This window comes from Bacillus sp. FSL R5-0712 (assembly GCF_038593285.1).
GTDB lineage: Bacteria > Bacillota > Bacilli > Bacillales > Bacillaceae > Bacillus > Bacillus safensis.
Genome location: NZ_CP151981.1, coordinates 3,790,397 through 3,807,621, shown reverse-complemented (window position 1 = coordinate 3,807,621; position 17,225 = coordinate 3,790,397). Strand labels below are relative to the sequence as shown.

Here is a 17,225-nt window from a genome sequence, read left to right as displayed (position 1 = left end):
AAGAAGACAGACAAAAAAGACTGCTGAACAATTCAGCAGTCTTGTCGTGTTTTATTAAGAAAGTGCGTCTGTCAGTGCAGGTACGACTTGTTTCTTTCTTGATACAACACCTTTTAGTAAAGCTGTGTTGTTTTCAAGTGTGACGTTAAATGCTTTTTCTACTTTTGCTGCTTCTGCACCGAGTGCAAGAGCAAGGGAGTCATTTTCTAAAATATCTGTGATGACTAGAACAAATAGGTCAAGACCTTTTGCTGCAATGACTTCATTGATTTTCGCTTCAATGTCAGCCTGTCTTGCTGTCACTTCAGCGATATCTACTGTATTGACTTGTGCAATTTCCACCTTGCTTTTGCCTAGTGCGAATTCTTTTGCATCAAGTGTAATTAATTCTTGAACCGTTTTTTGGCTTAGATCAGCGCCTGCTTTCAGCATGTCTAGGCCGTAAACTTCTGGATCTACCCCTGCGATTTTTGCAAGCTCATGTGCAGCATCGATATCTTGCTGTGTGCATGTTGGGGATTTGAATAGTAAGGAATCAGAAATAATCGCAGATAAAAGCAAACCAGCGATTTCTTTTTCAATCGTCACTTGGTTTTCTTTATACATTTTGTTTAAGATCGTTGCTGTACAGCCTACAGGCTCTGCACGATAGTAAAGAGGTTCACTTGTTTCAAAGTTGGCAATACGGTGGTGGTCAATGACCTCAGTTACTTGTACTTGATCAATATCGCTTACACTTTGCTGGAATTCGTTATGATCGACAAGAATGACTTGCTTTGTTTCGTTTGCAGCCGTTTCAATGAAACGAGGTGCTTCTTGTTTAAAGAAATCTAATGCGTATTGTGTTTCTCCATTGATTTCTCCAAGTCTGACGGCTTCTGCCTGAACGCCGATTTTGTTTTTCAAATCAGCGTAAGCAATAGCAGAACAAATCGTGTCTGTGTCAGGATTTTTGTGTCCGAATACGAGTGTTTTTCCCATGTGAATTCTCCTTCTTACATTTATTGATGATGTTTCTATTCTAACAGCTTTTGACCTTGAATTCAGGGTTTATAGCTAAGAATAATCTAAAAAATTGTAACATGCTGTTTGAAAACTTGCATGTGCCATTCCATATCGGTGTTCCACGTGAAACGCTCCCAGGACAGCCTGTATTTTACTTGAGATTTACCGCTATGGTAAAATAAAGGTTGGGGCAAGACATGATGGAGCTGACATCATACGTATACATAGAAGTACACATTGAGCAAGATATAAACAAAAGGATTGGATAGAGGTGAAGGTGTGAAACAAACAAAAGCGTTAGTAGAGGGCGCAATCATGATGAGTATTTTCGCGGTCATGATGCTGTTTTATTTATATGTGCCGCTATTATCCATTATTTTCTTTCTAGCTGCTCCGATTCCGATCATCCTCTATACAATCAGACACGGCTTGAAAAAAGGAATTGCTGCTGGCGCTATTGGCATAGTGATCAGCTTTTTAATTGGGTCTATGGCTGGGCTCATGAGTGCACCTATCTTAATTGCCGTCGGATTAGGCATGGGTGTTTTCTACAGCAGAAGGCAGCCTGGGAATGCCATCATTACAGGTGCGCTGATTTATTTGTTCAGTATTCTCATCTCCTTTGTTATCAGTGTTCAGCTCTTTCAAATCGATATCATGAATATTGCGAAAGAGTCGATTGAGCAAATGATGCCGATGGTAGAGAGTGTTTTAAAGCAATCCGGGGCTTCTGAAAAGGACATAGCCAAACAGCTCAAACAGTTTAAAGAGATGCAGGATACGGCATTAAGTGCTTTACCTGTAGCGTTATTGATTTTGGTCACCCTGATGGCTTTCGTGAATCACTGGTTCGTGCAGCCTCTGCTCAAACGGTTTGTCAAAGACATGCCGTCCTTGAAGAAATTTAAGGATATGCGGCTGCCAAAAAGCATGGTATGGTATTATTTACTCACATTGCTTTTGATGCTGATTCAGACGGAAAAAGGCAGCTTTTTATGGCTCGTTCAAACGAGTGCGTTTCAAATTTTATTTATACTGGTGCTTATTCAGGGATTTTCTTTTCTCTTCTATTATTGCCACGAAAAAAACATCTCAAAAGCGGTACCCATTTTCGCTGTTGTGTTAACGGTTTTCTTTCCGCCGATCGGTGTGATTGTGCGAATTATAGGGATTGCTGACATAGGCTTTGATTTAAGAGAAAAAGTAAAAAACAAATAATTCACTCTGAATGTTGAGGAGTTGATATCAGTGCCAAGCTTCTATAGAAAACCTGTCATCAAGTATCCGATCTTCGCGTTAATTGTTCTTGCGGTGGTCACAGTCCTCCTCAACCTTTATTTCAATTGGATCATAGGAGCGGTTGGTCTTTTCGTCCTTGCAGGTGTGCTCTACTTCTTAAAGTGGGCAGATACGCAAGTGCAGAAAGAGATTGATTCATATATTTCAACATTATCCTATCGAGTCAAAAAGGTTGGAGAAGAAGCATTAATGGAGATGCCAATTGGTATTATGCTGTTTAATGATCAGTATTATATCGAATGGACCAATCCATTTCTCGCTTCATGCTTTCATGAAAGCACACTTGTCGGCAGATCCTTGTACGATACATTCGAGTCCATTGTGCCTCTTATTAAACAAGAGGTCGAGACCGAAAATGTGACGCTGAATGACCGGAAATTCAAAGTCATTATTAAACGGTCAGAGCGCCTTTTATATTTCTTTGATGTCACGGAACAGGTACAGATTGAACGACAGTACGAAAATGAACGAACGGTGTTATCTTATATCTTTTTAGACAACTACGACGATGTCACGCAGGGACTTGATGATCAAGTGCGCAGCGCGATTAATAGTGAAGTGACGTCTTTGCTCAACAATTGGGCACAAGAATACGGTATTTTCCTGAAGAGAATTTCGTCTGAACGATTTATGGCGGTTCTAAATGAGAGTATTTTAGCTGAGCTTGAAGCGTCGAAATTCTCCATTTTAGACGAGGTCCGTGAGAAAACAGGGGCACATAGTGCGACGCTCACTCTGAGTATCGGGATCGGTGCGTCCGTTCCTTCCTTGAAAGAGCTTGGAGCACTTGCGCAGTCGAGTCTTGACCTTGCCCTCGGACGAGGCGGGGATCAGGTCGCCATTAAACAGCCGAATGGAAAAGTGAAATTCTACGGTGGAAAAACGAATCCAATGGAGAAACGGACACGCGTACGCGCACGGGTCATTTCTCATGCTTTAAAAGAAATTGTATCTGAAAGCGGTAATGTCATGATCATGGGGCATAAGTTCCCAGACATGGACTCAATCGGTGCATCCATTGGGATTTTAAAGGTTGCCCAGGCCAATGGAAAAGAAGGTTATATTGTCATTGATGCCAACCAGATTGGCGACAGTGTTCAACGCTTAATTAGTGAAATTAAGAATTATGAAGAGCTTTGGTCACGTTTTATCACACCAGAGGAAGCAATGGAGCTTGCAAAGGATGACACATTGCTTGTGGTCGTGGATACACATAAACCGTCTCTCGTCATGGAGGAACGACTGCTGAATAAGATTGAAAACGTCGTGGTCATTGACCATCATAGACGCGGGGAGGAATTTATCCGTGATCCTTTACTTGTTTATATGGAGCCGTATGCTTCATCTACAGCAGAGCTTGTGACAGAGCTCTTAGAGTATCAGCCGAAGAAATTACGTATTAACATGATTGAGGCGACTGCGCTTCTGGCTGGGATCATTGTTGATACGAAGAGTTTCTCTCTGAGAACGGGGTCAAGAACGTTCGATGCAGCATCCTATCTTCGTGCAAAGGGAGCAGATCCTGTCCTTGTGCAAAAGTTCTTAAAAGAAACAGTCGATCATTACATCAAACGAGCAAAACTCATTCAGCATACAGAGCTGTATCAGAATCAGGTGGCCATTGCTTCGTTGCCATCTGACAGGTCGGAGTATTATGATCAAATTACGATTGCCCAGACAGCGGATTCCCTGTTGTCAATGAGTGAGGTAGAAGCGTCATTTGCTGTCGCTAGACGAGATGACGACACGGTATGCATTAGTGCTAGATCATTAGGGGATATCAACGTTCAAATTATTATGGAAGCATTAGACGGCGGCGGCCATTTGACTAACGCTGCTACCCAGATTTATGGTATAACCATTGAAGAAGCGGTAGGGAAGTTAAAGGCTGCCATAGACGAATATTTCGAAGGAGGGGTTCAAAGATGAAAGTCATCTTTCTAAAAGACGTAAAAGGCAAAGGGAAAAAAGGCGAAGTCAAGAATGTAGCTGACGGATACGCTCACAACTTTCTCATCAAACAAGGGTTAGCTGTTGAAGCAACTCCAACGAACCTAAGCGCTTTGGAAGGGCAGAAAAACAAAGAGAAAAAGAATGCCATCCAAGAGCTTGAACAAGCAAAACAATTAAAAGAAACACTTGAGGCGTTAACAGTGGAACTCACTGCAAAATCAGGTGAAGGCGGCCGTTTGTTTGGCTCAATTACAAGCAAACAAATCGCTGATAAATTGCAAAAAGATCATCAAATTAAACTCGATAAGCGCAAAATCGAGCTGAATGACGCCATCCGTGCGTTAGGTTATACAAATGTACCGGTAAAGCTTCATCCAGAGGTACAAGCAACGTTAAAGGTACATGTGACAGAGCAGGCATAAGCAGAAAAGAACCCGTCTCACGAGGAGGCGGGTTCTTTTTTATGAAGGATCTGAAATATAGACGCTGCGTCCGGCACGCATACCGGATAAAAACATGAAAAATAGGATGACAATAAAGATGATAATCGCGGGTGTCCATGTATGTGTGGAATCAAAAAGGATTCCAATCATGAACGGCCCAACAGCAGCTAATAAATAACCGAGAGACTGCGCCATTCCAGAGAGGGCAGCTGCTTGTTCCATATTGGTTGTTCGTAATCCGATGAATGTGAGGGCAAGACTGATACTGGCCCCTTGTCCAATGCCGATCAATAGAACAGAGATGACAAGAATAGGCGTTGATCCTCCGAGAAGAAGTCCAATCATGCCAAGTAAATACACAAGGACAAGGCCGGCGACAAGCGGTCTTTGCGTTTTTAATTTTTCTGCAAAAACGGGCGTTAAGAAGGTGGATGGCAGCCCAACAAACTGCATAATGGACAGCATCCAGCCAGCTGTCGACAGGTTCATTCCATGTGATGTTAAGATATCAGGAAACCATGCGATGCTGCTATAGAAAAGGAATGACTGCAACCCCATAAAAAAGGTCACCTGCCATGCAACACGTGAACGCCATATCGGCTGCTCTGTGAGCGAGATGCTTTTGACGGCCGCTGTATTCTGATGAAGAAGCTGCGGCACCCAAACCATCATGGCGAGAAGGGCAAGTCCAGCCCATACAAGGAATGATGTATTCCAGCCGCCAGGCATTGTATGACTGAGCGGAACACTGACACCTGATGCAAGTGCAGCAAAGACGGACATTGAAGTCGTATAAACACTTGTCATCAATCCAGCATGTGCAGGAAATTTATGCTTCACAAGCCCCGGTAAGAGCACATTACAGATCGCAATGCCAACGCCGACCAGTGCCGTTCCAATCATTAAGAAGGTGATGGTGCCAAATGAGCGAATCACAATCCCAAAGAGAAGGACAGCAAGTCCAAGCCAGAGGGTTCGTTCATTGCCAAGTCGTTTTCCGATTTTAGGTGCAATTGGAGAAAGCAATGCGAATGAAAGCAGTGGTAAAGTCGTGAGAAAACCCGCCAGTCCATTTGAAAGCTGCAAATCGGAGCGAATCGCGCCGATCACAGGGCCAACGGATGTAATGGCAGGCCGAAGATTAAATGCAATAAGCAGAATCCCAGCAATCAGCAGGATGGTTTGTCCAGTACTGCGAGGATGTAATGTTGATTTTTCTAGTTGTTGTTCCATGAATGTAAACTCCTTTATTTCTTTAAGAAGAACGATCTTTCTTCTGTTCAAGCTCCGCTAATTTAGCTAATAAGATATGCTGCGGCATATGCATAATTTGTTCTAACGGTACATTGAGTGATGCAGCAAGCTTTTGTGCGGTATCGGCTGAGATTTGTAAAGGTCTCATGCGCAAATCCCTCCTCTTTCAATCTATACGTTCCAATATATCATATCGGCTTTGTGCCATGCTGATAAAAAATTAGCGTTCTCTTTGATAAAACCACTTTAGAGCCGATAAGAAATTTTTTTGAAATTGTTTCAGATGATGGCCCTCCCCTTGTTTGATGTGATATTGCAGCTGCCTTTCTTGCATCCCTTTTTGTAATAAAAGATCATGCAGTTGTTTGTTGAATAAAGGCATGTGCTGTTGAGCAGATGTTTTTCCTTTCCCTTCTTCACTGCCTACAGACAAATAAATAAAGTGATCCACACACTGAATGCTTTGTTGTTTAGCAAACGGTAGAAAATCTTGATACCAAAATGACCCGGAGATCGATGCGATGTTTTTAAAAAGATCAGGGTGCATGAATAAAGTATAAATAGCAAACAGCCCGCCTAATGAAGCACCTACGTGGCTATGTTCATGACAGGTCTCTTGAACTGGATATTCTCTTTTGATATATGGGAGCAAGTCATTCGCTAAAAATGACACATACGTCTGTGCCTCGCCTTTAAAGTCAGGGAACCCAGATCGCAGTGATGACGCCTTCCATGGTGTATATTCGTCAAGTCGATTGAAGGGGTGTATGCCGACGATGATGATTGGCGAGATGGTTTTGGTTTCGATCATTCTTTCGATCTCTAGCAGGTGTGTTCTAAACAAAGAAGAGCCATCTTGTACAAAGACAGCTGGGACATCAATAGAGGTGTCCTGTGGAAGGTAAATATCAAGCTGACGCCCGTTAAGCTCGTCATATAGAAACGTTCCGTTCATGTGTATCCTCTCCTAACGGTTTTCAACTGCGTTGAAAAGAAGACAAAGGGCTAAACATTTTAGCCCTTTGTCAACCATCTGATCACGCATCTTTTTAATTGTTTTGATCTAACCATTTGACAGCCTTGTCAAGGAAGGTTGTTTTGCTTAGTGCTGTTCCTCCTTGAAGCATAGGGTCAACGGCATTTTCATTGATGTGCCCATTTTTCACAGCTTTTAGGCTTGTCCAAATTTTATTTTTCTCTAAGTCTTTCAATGCATTTGGATTCGATGAGTTTTCTTCTTTAGAGAACTGAACAAAAATATAGTCAGGATTGAGTTCTCCTAGGCGCTCCAATGAAATCAATGCCTGTGCTTTGGCTTTTTTGATATCACTTGGTACTTTAAATCCTAAATCCCCATATAAGGTAGAGTTGAAGTATACGTCTTCAGGGTACACGTACAAGTCGCCCTGTCTAATGCGTAAAATGACAGCTGTTTTGTTGCTGCTTTTGTCTTTCAGGGTTTCTTTCGCTTGTTTGAGATCTTTCTGATAATCAGAGATGATGTTTTTCGCTTCTTCACTTTTTCCAGTCAATTCACCGAGTAATAAAAGATTGCTTTCCCAGTCGGAAGAGACATGTGATACTGGGATCGTCGTTTGGACTTTATCTAGTTTTTTAATTGTTGCAGGCGGGAACTTTGTTGATCCAAGTATCACATCTGGTTTTAGTTTTAGGATTTTTTCTAGGTTCGGTTCTGTTTTTTCACCGATGCCTTCCGTTTTCGCTGTGATGTCTTTAAATAATTCAGGGAATGTGCCGCCTACAGTAGAAGCACCAATAGGCTCGATACCAAGTAATTTTGCATCTTCCATTGATTCAAGGCTTCCAGCAATGACAATTCGTTTCACTGGTGTTTTGAGTTTGTACGTTTGATCTAAGTAGTTGATATTCGTTTCTGTTGCTTCAGCTGACTTGCTTTTGGCTGTGTTTGAAGCAGGTTTATTTTCTGCAGCACCACAGCCTGCTGCGGTGACCGTCATGATACAAAGGATAAGCAATGCGAACCATTTTTTCATTTGTTTTCTCCTTTAACTGATAATTGTTCTCAATTAAAGATTGTATTAGGCTTTCGTCCTTTTATCCATAGACAAATCTCTGTCAAAGGATGGACTTTTTACGGAAAAAAAGATAAAAGGTCCTGAATGACCCGTTGATGACTGGCTGCTGTGTATTCACGCCAAGGGTCAGAAGTGAGCGGATAGACGGCTTGCTGCGTCACAGCCTTGAGATTTTGCCAAGACGCCTGCTGCTTTAACTTTTGATAAAAAGCAATGGTTTTTGGCTCCTTATGCAGGAATAGGAAGATGGCGTCTGGATCTAGCTGTTGTATAGAGCGAATGCTGATTTTTTTTTCTATTAGCTGGCCGTCATTCTGAAAAGCTGGCAGAAGGCCAATGTCTTGAAAAATTACTTCTGACATGGTGCGATTCACAGACAAATAAAGCTGATCTTGAAAGATACGAAGAGGCAGGACGGTTTTTGGTGGATGATCAAAAAGGCATGCCTTTTTCGCTTGAATGACGAGTTCCTCGTAATGAATCAACCATTCTTCTGCTTCGTTCGCTTCGTTTAGGAACGTAGCCGTTTGTCTAAATTGAGTGCGCCAATCCAATTGTGTGAATGGAACAAAGTGAACAGGACAGATGGTTTTTAACACTTGTTTTTCTTCCTCCGTCACATGATCATTGGCAATGATCAGCTCAGGTTTTGTTTCCTTTAATAGCTGTAAATTGGCTTCAGCGTGCTCGTTGATCCGATGTGCACTCAGGTGAATCGGAATTTCTTCTGCATGATGCTCAAAATCATGTGCTGTCCATTTAGGGTGAAGGGGAGCAGCATATGGGATGATATGAATGGGTGTGAGCTGGCCGAGTATGGAATGGCCATAGGCTGCAATTTTCCGCTGACGGCTTTTCATATAAGTAGAAGGGGTCATGCCCGTTTTTTTCTTAAAGATGCGGCTGAAGTAATACGGATCTTGATAGCCGATTTCAAGTGCAATGTCTTTGAGCTTTGCGTTGCCTTTTGCCATTAATTGTTTGGCTCTAGCCATCCTTTTCTTGGTGATATAATCAGTGACACTCACATCAAAATGCTTTTTAAATAGCTCACTGTAATGATTGGCGCTGATACCAGCCATATGAGATAGACTTGTCAGGCTGAGGGGTTCTTCGGAATGTTGATCGATATATTGTTTTGTTTTGAAAAGGGCATGTGCCGTGTCACAAATATCTTCTTTATGCAGTGTAAAAAGCTGCATAATAAGCTGCTGGAAAAGAGTTTGGCTTCTAAAAAAGCTAATGGATTCAGGTCTTTGCCATTCCTCTATCATATCGGACAATAAAGAATGAATATGTTCAATCGAGCTAATATCGATAAATTGCCATTTATTCAGTAAAGAACGGGCATGTTCCATTGATACTTCTCCTATTTTTTGATTTTGCAGCGTGTAGAGCTGAAAGCGAAAAAGGTAGAGCTCGTGTTTTTGATAAGGCTCTGTTTTCAACATAAATGTTTCCCCAGGCATGATCGTATAGAGAGTCAGATGTTTCAATCGCCATTTTTGATCGTTCAATGTGAGTAAACCGCTGCCGCTTATGCTGAAGAGGAGGCAGAATGTATCTGATAGCTGCTGCTCCGTATGTGGAAGCTCTGCATTATTTATTTTTTCAGTATCTGTTAATCGATAGATGAATTGTTCGGCATTTGCCAACGTACGTAATTGATTATTGTTTCCCATAAAACCACCTGATCTCTTTTTAGTTGATAAACATTCTCAATTAAATTGTAGCAGAAAGAGCTGAAAGATGGTGATGTTTATTCTGTCAAAAAAGCACCCTGATGGAGATCAGGGTGCGATGATTTATTCCGTTTTTCCATGAGCTAGCGCTGGTTCTTTTGTTAAACTTAATGGCCTCAAGTCCTGCCAGTGTGTCTGGATATAATCGATGCAGGCATTTCTAGTGTCTTCACCAAAGACCTTTTCCCATCCATCTGGCACTGGTGCAAATGATGGCCAAAGTGAATGCTGTCCTTGTTCATTGACCAGCACAAGAAATACACCGTCTTCACGATCAAAGGGATTTGTCATTTGTCATCTCTCCTTTATTCTTAGTGCTTTTGTTTGACCCGATGCAGTGCGTTGTCTAAGATGACACCAATTTCTGCTAGGGGTTTAGGCTGGCACATGTCTTTGTGCCGGCAATGAATGTCGTGCTGTTCAATTGTTCCGTTGATATAAGGTGCCCATGCTTCGGGATCAATTGGTGTGAACCAATCTGGGATAATGGTAGATCTAAAGAATAATATGTCCCCCTGATAAGTTTTTGGCTGATATTCTCCGAGCAATCGAACTGAATTCACATAGGTTTCTTTTAGATTTCTAATGGCATCTTCACTTAAGCTTGCTAGTGCACTGCCATCTTTTTTCAAAATGTCGACGGCACTTTTCATCGTGAGCGGTTCACCTGTTAAGGTATCTGGATCATAACCGCCGAGCGCAAGAAGAGCAATTAGTGCTTCTTCTTCATCAGGTGCTGCTTTAATCGGTAAGAAATGGTTTGGATAGGCATCCAGCATCGCAACGAGTGCGATTTCTTCACCTTGCTGCTGGAGCTGTGTAGCCATTGCCTGTACAACGTTTCCACCTAATGACCAGCCAAGAAGATGATAAGGGCCTTTTGGCTGAATCGTTTGGATGTGCTTGATGTAATCCGCAGCCATATCATCTAGTGTGTGCGGGTAGTCATCTTTTCTTGCGATTCCTCGTGCCTGTAATCCATAAATAGGGATGTCTTTCTCTAATGTATTCAAGAGACCTGCATAGCACCAGCTCAGACCACCTGCTGGGTGAACACAGAAAAGAGGATATCTTTCTCCATTTGTTCGCAGCGGGAGCAAGATGTCTAGTGCGTTTTCATCGCTTCCTGTTTCTAGTTTCTCTGCCAAACTTGCCACATTTGGTGCTTCAAACAATGTTCCAATGCTTAGTTTGACACCAAGTGCATCACGAATGCGGCTGATTAAACGAACTGCAAGCAGTGAATGCCCACCAATGTCAAAAAAGCGATCGTCAATGCTGATTTTAGGCAAATCAAGCACCTCTTCAAAGAGATGACATAGGATTTCCTCTTTCGGGTTTCTTGGGCCGCGGCCATCCGTTTGCTGTAAATGCAATTGAGGGGCTGGCAGTGATTTTTGATCAAGCTTCCCGTTTGCTGTAAGCGGCATGGCGTCAATCTGTACATATGCCGCGGGCACCATGTAATCAGGAAGACTGGCTGCTGCAAAATGACGAAGGGTCTCTGTATCGAAACGGTTTTCTTCAGTTGGGACGATATAGGCGACTAGGCGTTTGTCGCCAGGCTGATCCTCTCGCATCATGACGGCCACTTGTGCAACTGCATCGTGGCGTGCCAGAACGGCTTCGATTTCTCCAAGTTCAATGCGGAAGCCGCGTATTTTAATTTGATGATCAGCTCTGCCAATGTAATCAAGAGCCCCTTCTTCTGTCCAGCGCGCAAGGTCGCCTGTGCGATACATCCTTGTGCCAGGTGCGCCATAAGGATCGGCAGGGAATCGATCTGATGTCAGGTCAGGTCTGCCTAGATAACCTCTTGCAAGGCCAGCTCCAGCTACATACATTTCACCTGTCGTCCCAGGGGGAACAGGCTGTAGGTATTCATCTAGTACGTACACATGTAAATCAGGAATCGGTTCGCCTATTAAACTGCTGGAGTTCTTTGTGATCATATCTCGATTGAGTTCATTGTACGTAACGTGTACGGTAGTTTCTGTAATGCCGTACATGTTAATGAGCTTTGGCTTACAGTCTGAGTGACGGCTGTACCAATCTTCTAATCTGCTAAGCTCTAATGCTTCACCGCCAAAGATGACATAGCGGAGTGATAATGCTTGGCCTAGTGTTTGTTGTTCCTTGTCTATCTGCATGAGCTGATAGAAGGCAGAAGGTGTTTGATTAAGCACAGTCACACCTTCCTCGACTAGAAGCTGCAGCATCTCTTCTGGAGAGCGAGAGATGGTATGAGGTACAATGACAAGCCGGCCGCCATATAAAAGTGGTCCCCATATTTCCCATACTGAAAAGTCAAAGGCATAGGAATGGAACATTGTCCAAACATCTTCTTCATCAAATTGGAACCAATGTTCAGTAGATGTCAGAAGACGGATGACATTTTGGTGTGGGATGACCACTCCTTTTGGTTTCCCTGTAGAACCGGATGTATAAATAATATAGGCCGGATGCAGAGAAGATAGCGGCTCAATTCTGTCTATATCAGCCGGATTGTGATTTGGCATTGTCATCAATTGATCGCTCGTTTCCTTTTCGTCTAACAAAATCAAATCGCAGTCAGCTGGAAGATGCACTGCATCTGCTTTTGTTGTGATGCTGCAAACGGGTTTGGCATCTTGTATCATGTATGCCAGCCTGTCTGCTGGATAATCAGGATCAAGCGGAACATAGGCTGCACCTGCTTTATGAACGGCTAATAAGCTTACGAGCATATCGATTGATCTAGGCAGGGCAAGTGCAACGAACTGTTCTGGTCCAACGCCTCTTTGTATTAATAAATGAGCAAGACGATTGGCTTTGTTGTTTAACTCACCATAGGTCAGCTGCCTATTACCATACGTTACAGCCACTCGATCAGGGTATTGCTGCGCCGTTTTTTCAAATAAGGCCGGGAGACTATGTGCTTGATCTAACTGAGCGAATGTCTTTTTATCAGGGAGAAATGTTTGCTGTTCTTTATCTGATAAAATGTTCACTTGACCAATTGGCACATGTGGGCGCTCAGCTACCTCTGTTAAAAAGCGCTTCATTCTGTCAGCGATTGCTCGAATGGTGCTTTGTTTAAATACATCTGTACTGAATTCAAACAATCCTGTTAAACCTGCTGCTGACCCAGTTTCCGTTCTTTGTTCTGTTAATTCGATGGTCAGATCAAATTTAGCTGACCCTACTGGTTTCACGTAGAGGTCTGAATCAAGCTGTGTCAGCTTCATTTCCGCCTTCGGTGTATTTTGGAAGGCTAGCATGACCTGGAACAATGGATTTCTTGATCTGGACCGGGTTGGGTTTAGGATTTCGACTAGCCGTTCAAATGGCAGATCCTGATGCTCATAGGCTGCTAGGTCAATGTCTCGCACTCGCTTCAATAGCTCACTAAAGGTTGGATTACCAGCTGTATTTGTACGTAAAACTAGTGTGTTCACAAACAAGCCGACAATGTCGTCAAGTGCATCGTCATTCCGTCCAGCAATCGGACTGCCGATTGGGATATCTGAACCGGCCCCAAGGCGTGTCAGTAATGCTGCAAGTGATGCTTGAAGCACCATGAACAAACTCACCTGATGCTGCTTTGCAAGCTCAAGGAGGTTCTGATGTAAAGCGGGTTCAATCGTAAAGTCTATCGTCGCACCGTTGAAGCTTCCTTCCTGTGGACGCGGGAAGTCATAGGGAAGCTCAAGTTCTTCAGGCAGGTCTTGTAAGGCACCTTTCCAATAGCTGAGCTGCTTGGCAAATAGACTATCCGTCTCTTCTTCACTGCCCAACAGCTTCTGCTGCCAAATAGCATAGTCAGCATATTGAACAGGTTCTGCTGGCAAGGAGATGGATTTTCCTTGTATACGGGCTTCGTAAGCAGCAGCTAAGTCTCGTGTCAATGGTGCAAGTGACCAGCCGTCACCAGCGATGTGATGCAGCAATAGAAGCAGTACGGATCGGTTTGCATCAAGCGTGAATAATTCAGCTCGAAGTGCAGGTTCTTCTTCAATCTGAAAGCTATACCGAATGGCTTCGTTTAACTGATTCTCAATTTGTTGATCGCTTGAAGCTGTGACATGGAATTCAGGCTGAACACTTTTCGGGTGTAAAATGACCTGTCTTGGCATGCCATTCTTATTTGGAAAAATGGTTCTAAGTGTTTCATGTTTTTCAGTGATATCTGCCAAAGCACCAATGAGAGCTGTTTGATCTAGTGTACCTGTCAGTTGAATGACAAGTGGAATATTGTAAGTTGGACTTGGCCCTTCAAGGCAATGAAGGAACCAGAGCCGTTTTTGGGCAAAGGATAATGGAATTTCATCTGGTTTGTCTTCAACCTGAAGCGGCGGCCGAATGTCCTTCGCTTTGTCAATGTGCTGCGCAAGCTCAGCAACCCGAGGCGATTCAAAAATGGTACTCATGCTTAGGTCTGCACCGAGTGTATCGCGTATACGTCTAAGCAGGCGAGCGGCGAGTAAGGAATGTCCTCCTAAGTCAAAGAAACTATCATCTATGCCAATTTGAGATAGGCCAAGGGTTTCTGCAAATAAACTACATAACATGTCTTCTTGTGGTGTTCTAGGTGTACGCTCAGAACTGACTAAAGACATATTTGGTGCTGGTAATGCTTTGCGGTCGATTTTGCCGTTTGGTGTAAGTGGAAGTTCTGGCAACACGACAACAGCAGAGGGCACCATGTAGTCAGGAAGTAATGAAGCCGCAAACTGCCTGAGCTCTGAAGGGTGCAGAGAAGAGCCATCTGTCAGCACAACATACGCACAAAGAAGCTGCTGCCCAGGTTGATCCTCACGAACGATAACAGATGTATGCTTTATGGCTTGATGCTGCATCATCACGGTTTCGATTTCACCTAGTTCAATACGGAAGCCGCGGATTTTAATTTGATGATCGGCACGGCTGATATAATCAATTGAACCATCTTCACGCCATCTGGCTAAATCACCAGTACGATACATTCTCGTGCCTTTTGTGCCGAATGGATCAGCGACAAAACGTTCAGCCGTTAAATCATATCGTCCAAGATATCCTCTGGATACTCCTTCACCTGCAATATAAAGTTCACCAATTGATCCTGCTGGGACTGGGTTTAGTCCTTCATCTAAAATATAAATGCTCGTATTCCAAATGGGTTTACCGATCGCCGGCCCGCTATTCTCCCGGTGTGCTGTGACATTTTCCATCGTAGACCAGATCGTCGTTTCTGTAGGTCCGTACAAATTAGTAATGTCGCATTGAAGAGATTGCAATGTGTGCAAAAGGGAAGCAGGGAGTGGTTCTCCTCCAACAAGAACACGCATACCTGTTATCACGTCAGGGTACTCATCTGCCAACACATGCCACAACGTTGGTGTTGCCTGCATGATTGTGACATGATTAGAACGAATCATGTCTGACAGCTTTGCTGGTTCTTGTATGGTTTCTTTTTTTGCCAATAAAATAGCAGCCCCATGTAAAAGCGGAAGGAACATTTCCAGCCCAGAAATATCAAAGGCAATGGTCGTTACCGCTAAAAGCTGGTCTTTTTGATCTAATAAAAATGAATCTTGCATGGACAATATAAAGTTGATCACATTTCGTTTTGTTACAACAACACCCTTTGGTTTGCCTGTCGATCCTGATGTGTAGAGGATGTAGGCCGGGTGATGTGGAGAGCCATCGCTCCAAGTCGGATTGAGATGCGGACTGTCTGCTATCTCCTGATGGACAGTTGCATCATCCAGTTGAACGATGTGCGGATGGTCCAAACCGTCTGCTGTCTCTTTAATTGTGAGCAAGCACGCCGGTTTGGCATCTTCTAGCATATAGGCGACACGATCGTTAGGATAATCAGGATCTAGTGGCAGATATGCGGCTCCCGTTTTGACGACGGCTAATAGACTTACGACCATATTGATGGACCGAGGAAGAGCAATTGCGACAAATTGTTCTGGTCCAATGCCATGTTTTTTCAAATAATGAGCTAATTGATTAGCCCGCTGATTCAACTCTTCATAGGTCAAAGTAATTCCTTCAAACTGTAATGCTTTTGCTTGTGGTGTTTTGCTCACCTGTTTTTCAAATAGTTCCCGTAAAGATTCCTTTGGTAATTCTCGTTTTGTATCATTCCAGTGCTTGAGGATGTTCTCTTTCTCTTCAGACAAAAGAAGGTTGAATTGACTGATCGTCTGATCTTCCTCTAGTCCGGTTATTTCCTCCAGCAATTGCAGAAAACGCTGCTGATGAGCGTCAACTGCTTGCTCTTTGTAAACGGCAGGGTTTGCATCAAAGTCAATTTGAAATCCGTTCCCATCCGCGCGGTCGTATATGTTAATCGATATATCATCCACGGGTCCTGCTGAAAGGTTGTGTGCTTGCCCGAAGCTCTGATCGAACATGAGATCATAATCAAATGGCATGATATTGATCTGCGGGCCGAATAATCGCTGATTTCTTCCGATGAGTTTAAAGTCTCTCCGCATGTCCTCGTGACGATATCTTTGATGAGGGCGAATGGCTTTTAGTTCCTCAAATACTTGGCGAACAAGAGCTGAGAGTGTCATTTCTGGTTTGCATGTTAAACGAAATGGTACCAGGTTCATGACCATTCCGGGTGTTTGTAAGGCGCACGATCCAAGGCGCATCATCACAGGAAGCCCTAAAACAATATCATGTGCACCAGTCATACGATGCATATATAATGCGGATGCTGCAAGGATCATTTCATGCCACGTACCACCGAAGGCTTGAGCATTTCTTTTCATTTTGCTTACCTTTTCGGCATCGAAGCCAGCCGTTTTTCGAATAAAATGATCCGACGTTCTTGGGGCAAGCTCAGCAAGGCTGACAATTTCCGGTTGATCAGCGAAGCGATTTTTCCAAAACGCTTGATCAGCTTCATATCGATTGGACTGTTGATAGGTGAGCTCCTCTTGGACTACGTCATGTAAGGATCCAAATGTTTGAGGAGGCACAGGTCTCCCTTTCGATAGGGCTGAATAGACCTCAGCAACACGGCGTGCAATGAGCGAAAAGGCGAATCCATCAATGGCAATGTGATGAATGCGCTGATACCAGATAAATCGATCGTCAGCAAGCTGAAAAAGTACTTCACGGAATAATACATCTTTCTCTAAAGAGACTGGTGTTGAAAGATCTGCCTTCATCCATGCTTTAGCCGCATCAAGCGGCTGTTTTTCATTTTGTAAATTGACATATTGAAATGGGATTTCTTTCTTAGATGTCATCCATTGCTTTGGACCGTCAGTATCTTCAATGAAGCGCATATACAAGGAATCTGCTTCTAAGACAGTCTTTCTAATGGCGGCTTCAAAATGTATGGGATCAATAGGACCTTTAATATCTATATACTCAGCTGTATTGAAAATAGGATTAGCTGGATCAAGCTGCTGCGCGTACCAAATGCCTGATTGGGCACCGGTTAGTGGGAATAAATCGACTGACTGGATCGACAAGGGTCTATACCT

11 protein-coding genes are annotated in these 17,225 nt (G+C 43.3%); 3 read left to right on the top strand and 8 right to left on the bottom strand.

Going from position 1 to position 17,225, the window contains the following annotated elements; translation table 11 throughout:
- Positions 1–54: 54 nt before the first annotated feature.
- A complete protein-coding gene (locus NSU11_RS19575; RefSeq protein WP_024424048.1) occupies positions 55–981 on the bottom strand; it encodes a manganese-dependent inorganic pyrophosphatase in 927 nt (308 codons plus the stop codon).
- Positions 982–1,284: 303 nt separating this feature from the next.
- On the opposite strand from NSU11_RS19575, the gene NSU11_RS19570 reads away from it, so the two are divergent.
- Genes NSU11_RS19570 through rplI form a run of 3 tightly spaced genes read left to right on the top strand, consistent with a single transcriptional unit; the run spans position 1,285 to position 4,679 of the window.
- The gene (locus tag NSU11_RS19570) at positions 1,285–2,223 is read left to right on the top strand and encodes a YybS family protein (protein WP_268423078.1); all 939 of its coding nucleotides are present in this window, start codon (positions 1,285–1,287) and stop codon (positions 2,221–2,223) included.
- 30 nt (positions 2,224–2,253) lie between these two features.
- Positions 2,254–4,233 (top strand): DHH family phosphoesterase, encoded by a 1,980-nt coding sequence (locus NSU11_RS19565; RefSeq protein ID WP_024427639.1) that lies wholly within the window; start codon positions 2,254–2,256, stop codon positions 4,231–4,233.
- Positions 4,230–4,679 carry a 50S ribosomal protein L9 gene (rplI, locus tag NSU11_RS19560; protein ID WP_008359128.1) on the top strand — a complete coding sequence of 150 codons (450 nt, stop codon included), beginning with the start codon at positions 4,230–4,232 and terminating at the stop codon, positions 4,677–4,679. The genes NSU11_RS19565 and rplI overlap by 4 nt, the downstream gene beginning before the upstream one ends.
- 39 nt (positions 4,680–4,718) lie before the next feature.
- Here the strand turns inward: rplI and NSU11_RS19555 are convergent, their stop codons facing one another.
- The 7 genes from NSU11_RS19555 to NSU11_RS19525 form a co-directional block, all read right to left on the bottom strand.
- Positions 4,719–5,933: an MFS transporter gene (locus NSU11_RS19555; protein ID WP_311164983.1), complete on the bottom strand. Its 1,215-nt coding sequence runs from the start codon at positions 5,931–5,933 to the stop codon at positions 4,719–4,721.
- Positions 5,934–5,955: 22 nt separating this feature from the next.
- Positions 5,956–6,102 carry a YycC family protein gene (locus tag NSU11_RS19550; RefSeq protein WP_064498621.1) on the bottom strand — a complete coding sequence of 49 codons (147 nt, stop codon included), beginning with the start codon at positions 6,100–6,102 and terminating at the stop codon, positions 5,956–5,958.
- 72 nt (positions 6,103–6,174) lie between these two features.
- Complete coding sequence (locus NSU11_RS19545) at positions 6,175–6,909, bottom strand: alpha/beta hydrolase-fold protein (RefSeq protein ID WP_311164981.1); 735 nt, start codon at positions 6,907–6,909, stop codon at positions 6,175–6,177.
- A 94-nt stretch (positions 6,910–7,003) separates the two neighbouring features.
- Entirely contained in the window at positions 7,004–7,969 is a 966-nt protein-coding gene (locus NSU11_RS19540; protein WP_149126085.1) for an iron-hydroxamate ABC transporter substrate-binding protein, read from the bottom strand.
- Between the two features lie 98 nt (positions 7,970–8,067).
- The gene (locus NSU11_RS19535; RefSeq protein WP_149126086.1) at positions 8,068–9,693 is read right to left on the bottom strand and encodes a helix-turn-helix domain-containing protein; all 1,626 of its coding nucleotides are present in this window, start codon (positions 9,691–9,693) and stop codon (positions 8,068–8,070) included.
- Between the two features lie 123 nt (positions 9,694–9,816).
- Positions 9,817–10,044 (bottom strand): MbtH family protein, encoded by a 228-nt coding sequence (locus tag NSU11_RS19530; RefSeq protein WP_025093680.1) that lies wholly within the window; start codon positions 10,042–10,044, stop codon positions 9,817–9,819.
- A gap of 20 nt (positions 10,045–10,064) precedes the next feature.
- Positions 10,065–17,213, bottom strand: a complete 7,149-nt coding sequence (locus tag NSU11_RS19525) for an amino acid adenylation domain-containing protein (protein WP_342493740.1) — start codon at positions 17,211–17,213, stop codon at positions 10,065–10,067.
- Positions 17,214–17,225: the final 12 nt, after the last annotated feature.

Coding starts and splice junctions, on each gene's coding strand:
- NSU11_RS19535 (WP_149126086.1), bottom strand. CDS start 9,693: ATGGGAAACAATAATCAATTACGTACGTTGGCAAATGCCGAACAATTC.
- NSU11_RS19545 (WP_311164981.1), bottom strand. CDS start 6,909: ATGAACGGAACGTTTCTATATGACGAGCTTAACGGGCGTCAGCTTGAT.
- NSU11_RS19575 (WP_024424048.1), bottom strand. CDS start 981: ATGGGAAAAACACTCGTATTCGGACACAAAAATCCTGACACAGACACG.
- rplI (WP_008359128.1), top strand. CDS start 4,230: ATGAAAGTCATCTTTCTAAAAGACGTAAAAGGCAAAGGGAAAAAAGGC.
- NSU11_RS19540 (WP_149126085.1), bottom strand. CDS start 7,969: ATGAAAAAATGGTTCGCATTGCTTATCCTTTGTATCATGACGGTCACC.
- NSU11_RS19530 (WP_025093680.1), bottom strand. CDS start 10,044: ATGACAAATCCCTTTGATCGTGAAGACGGTGTATTTCTTGTGCTGGTC.
- NSU11_RS19555 (WP_311164983.1), bottom strand. CDS start 5,933: ATGGAACAACAACTAGAAAAATCAACATTACATCCTCGCAGTACTGGA.
- NSU11_RS19550 (WP_064498621.1), bottom strand. CDS start 6,102: ATGAGACCTTTACAAATCTCAGCCGATACCGCACAAAAGCTTGCTGCA.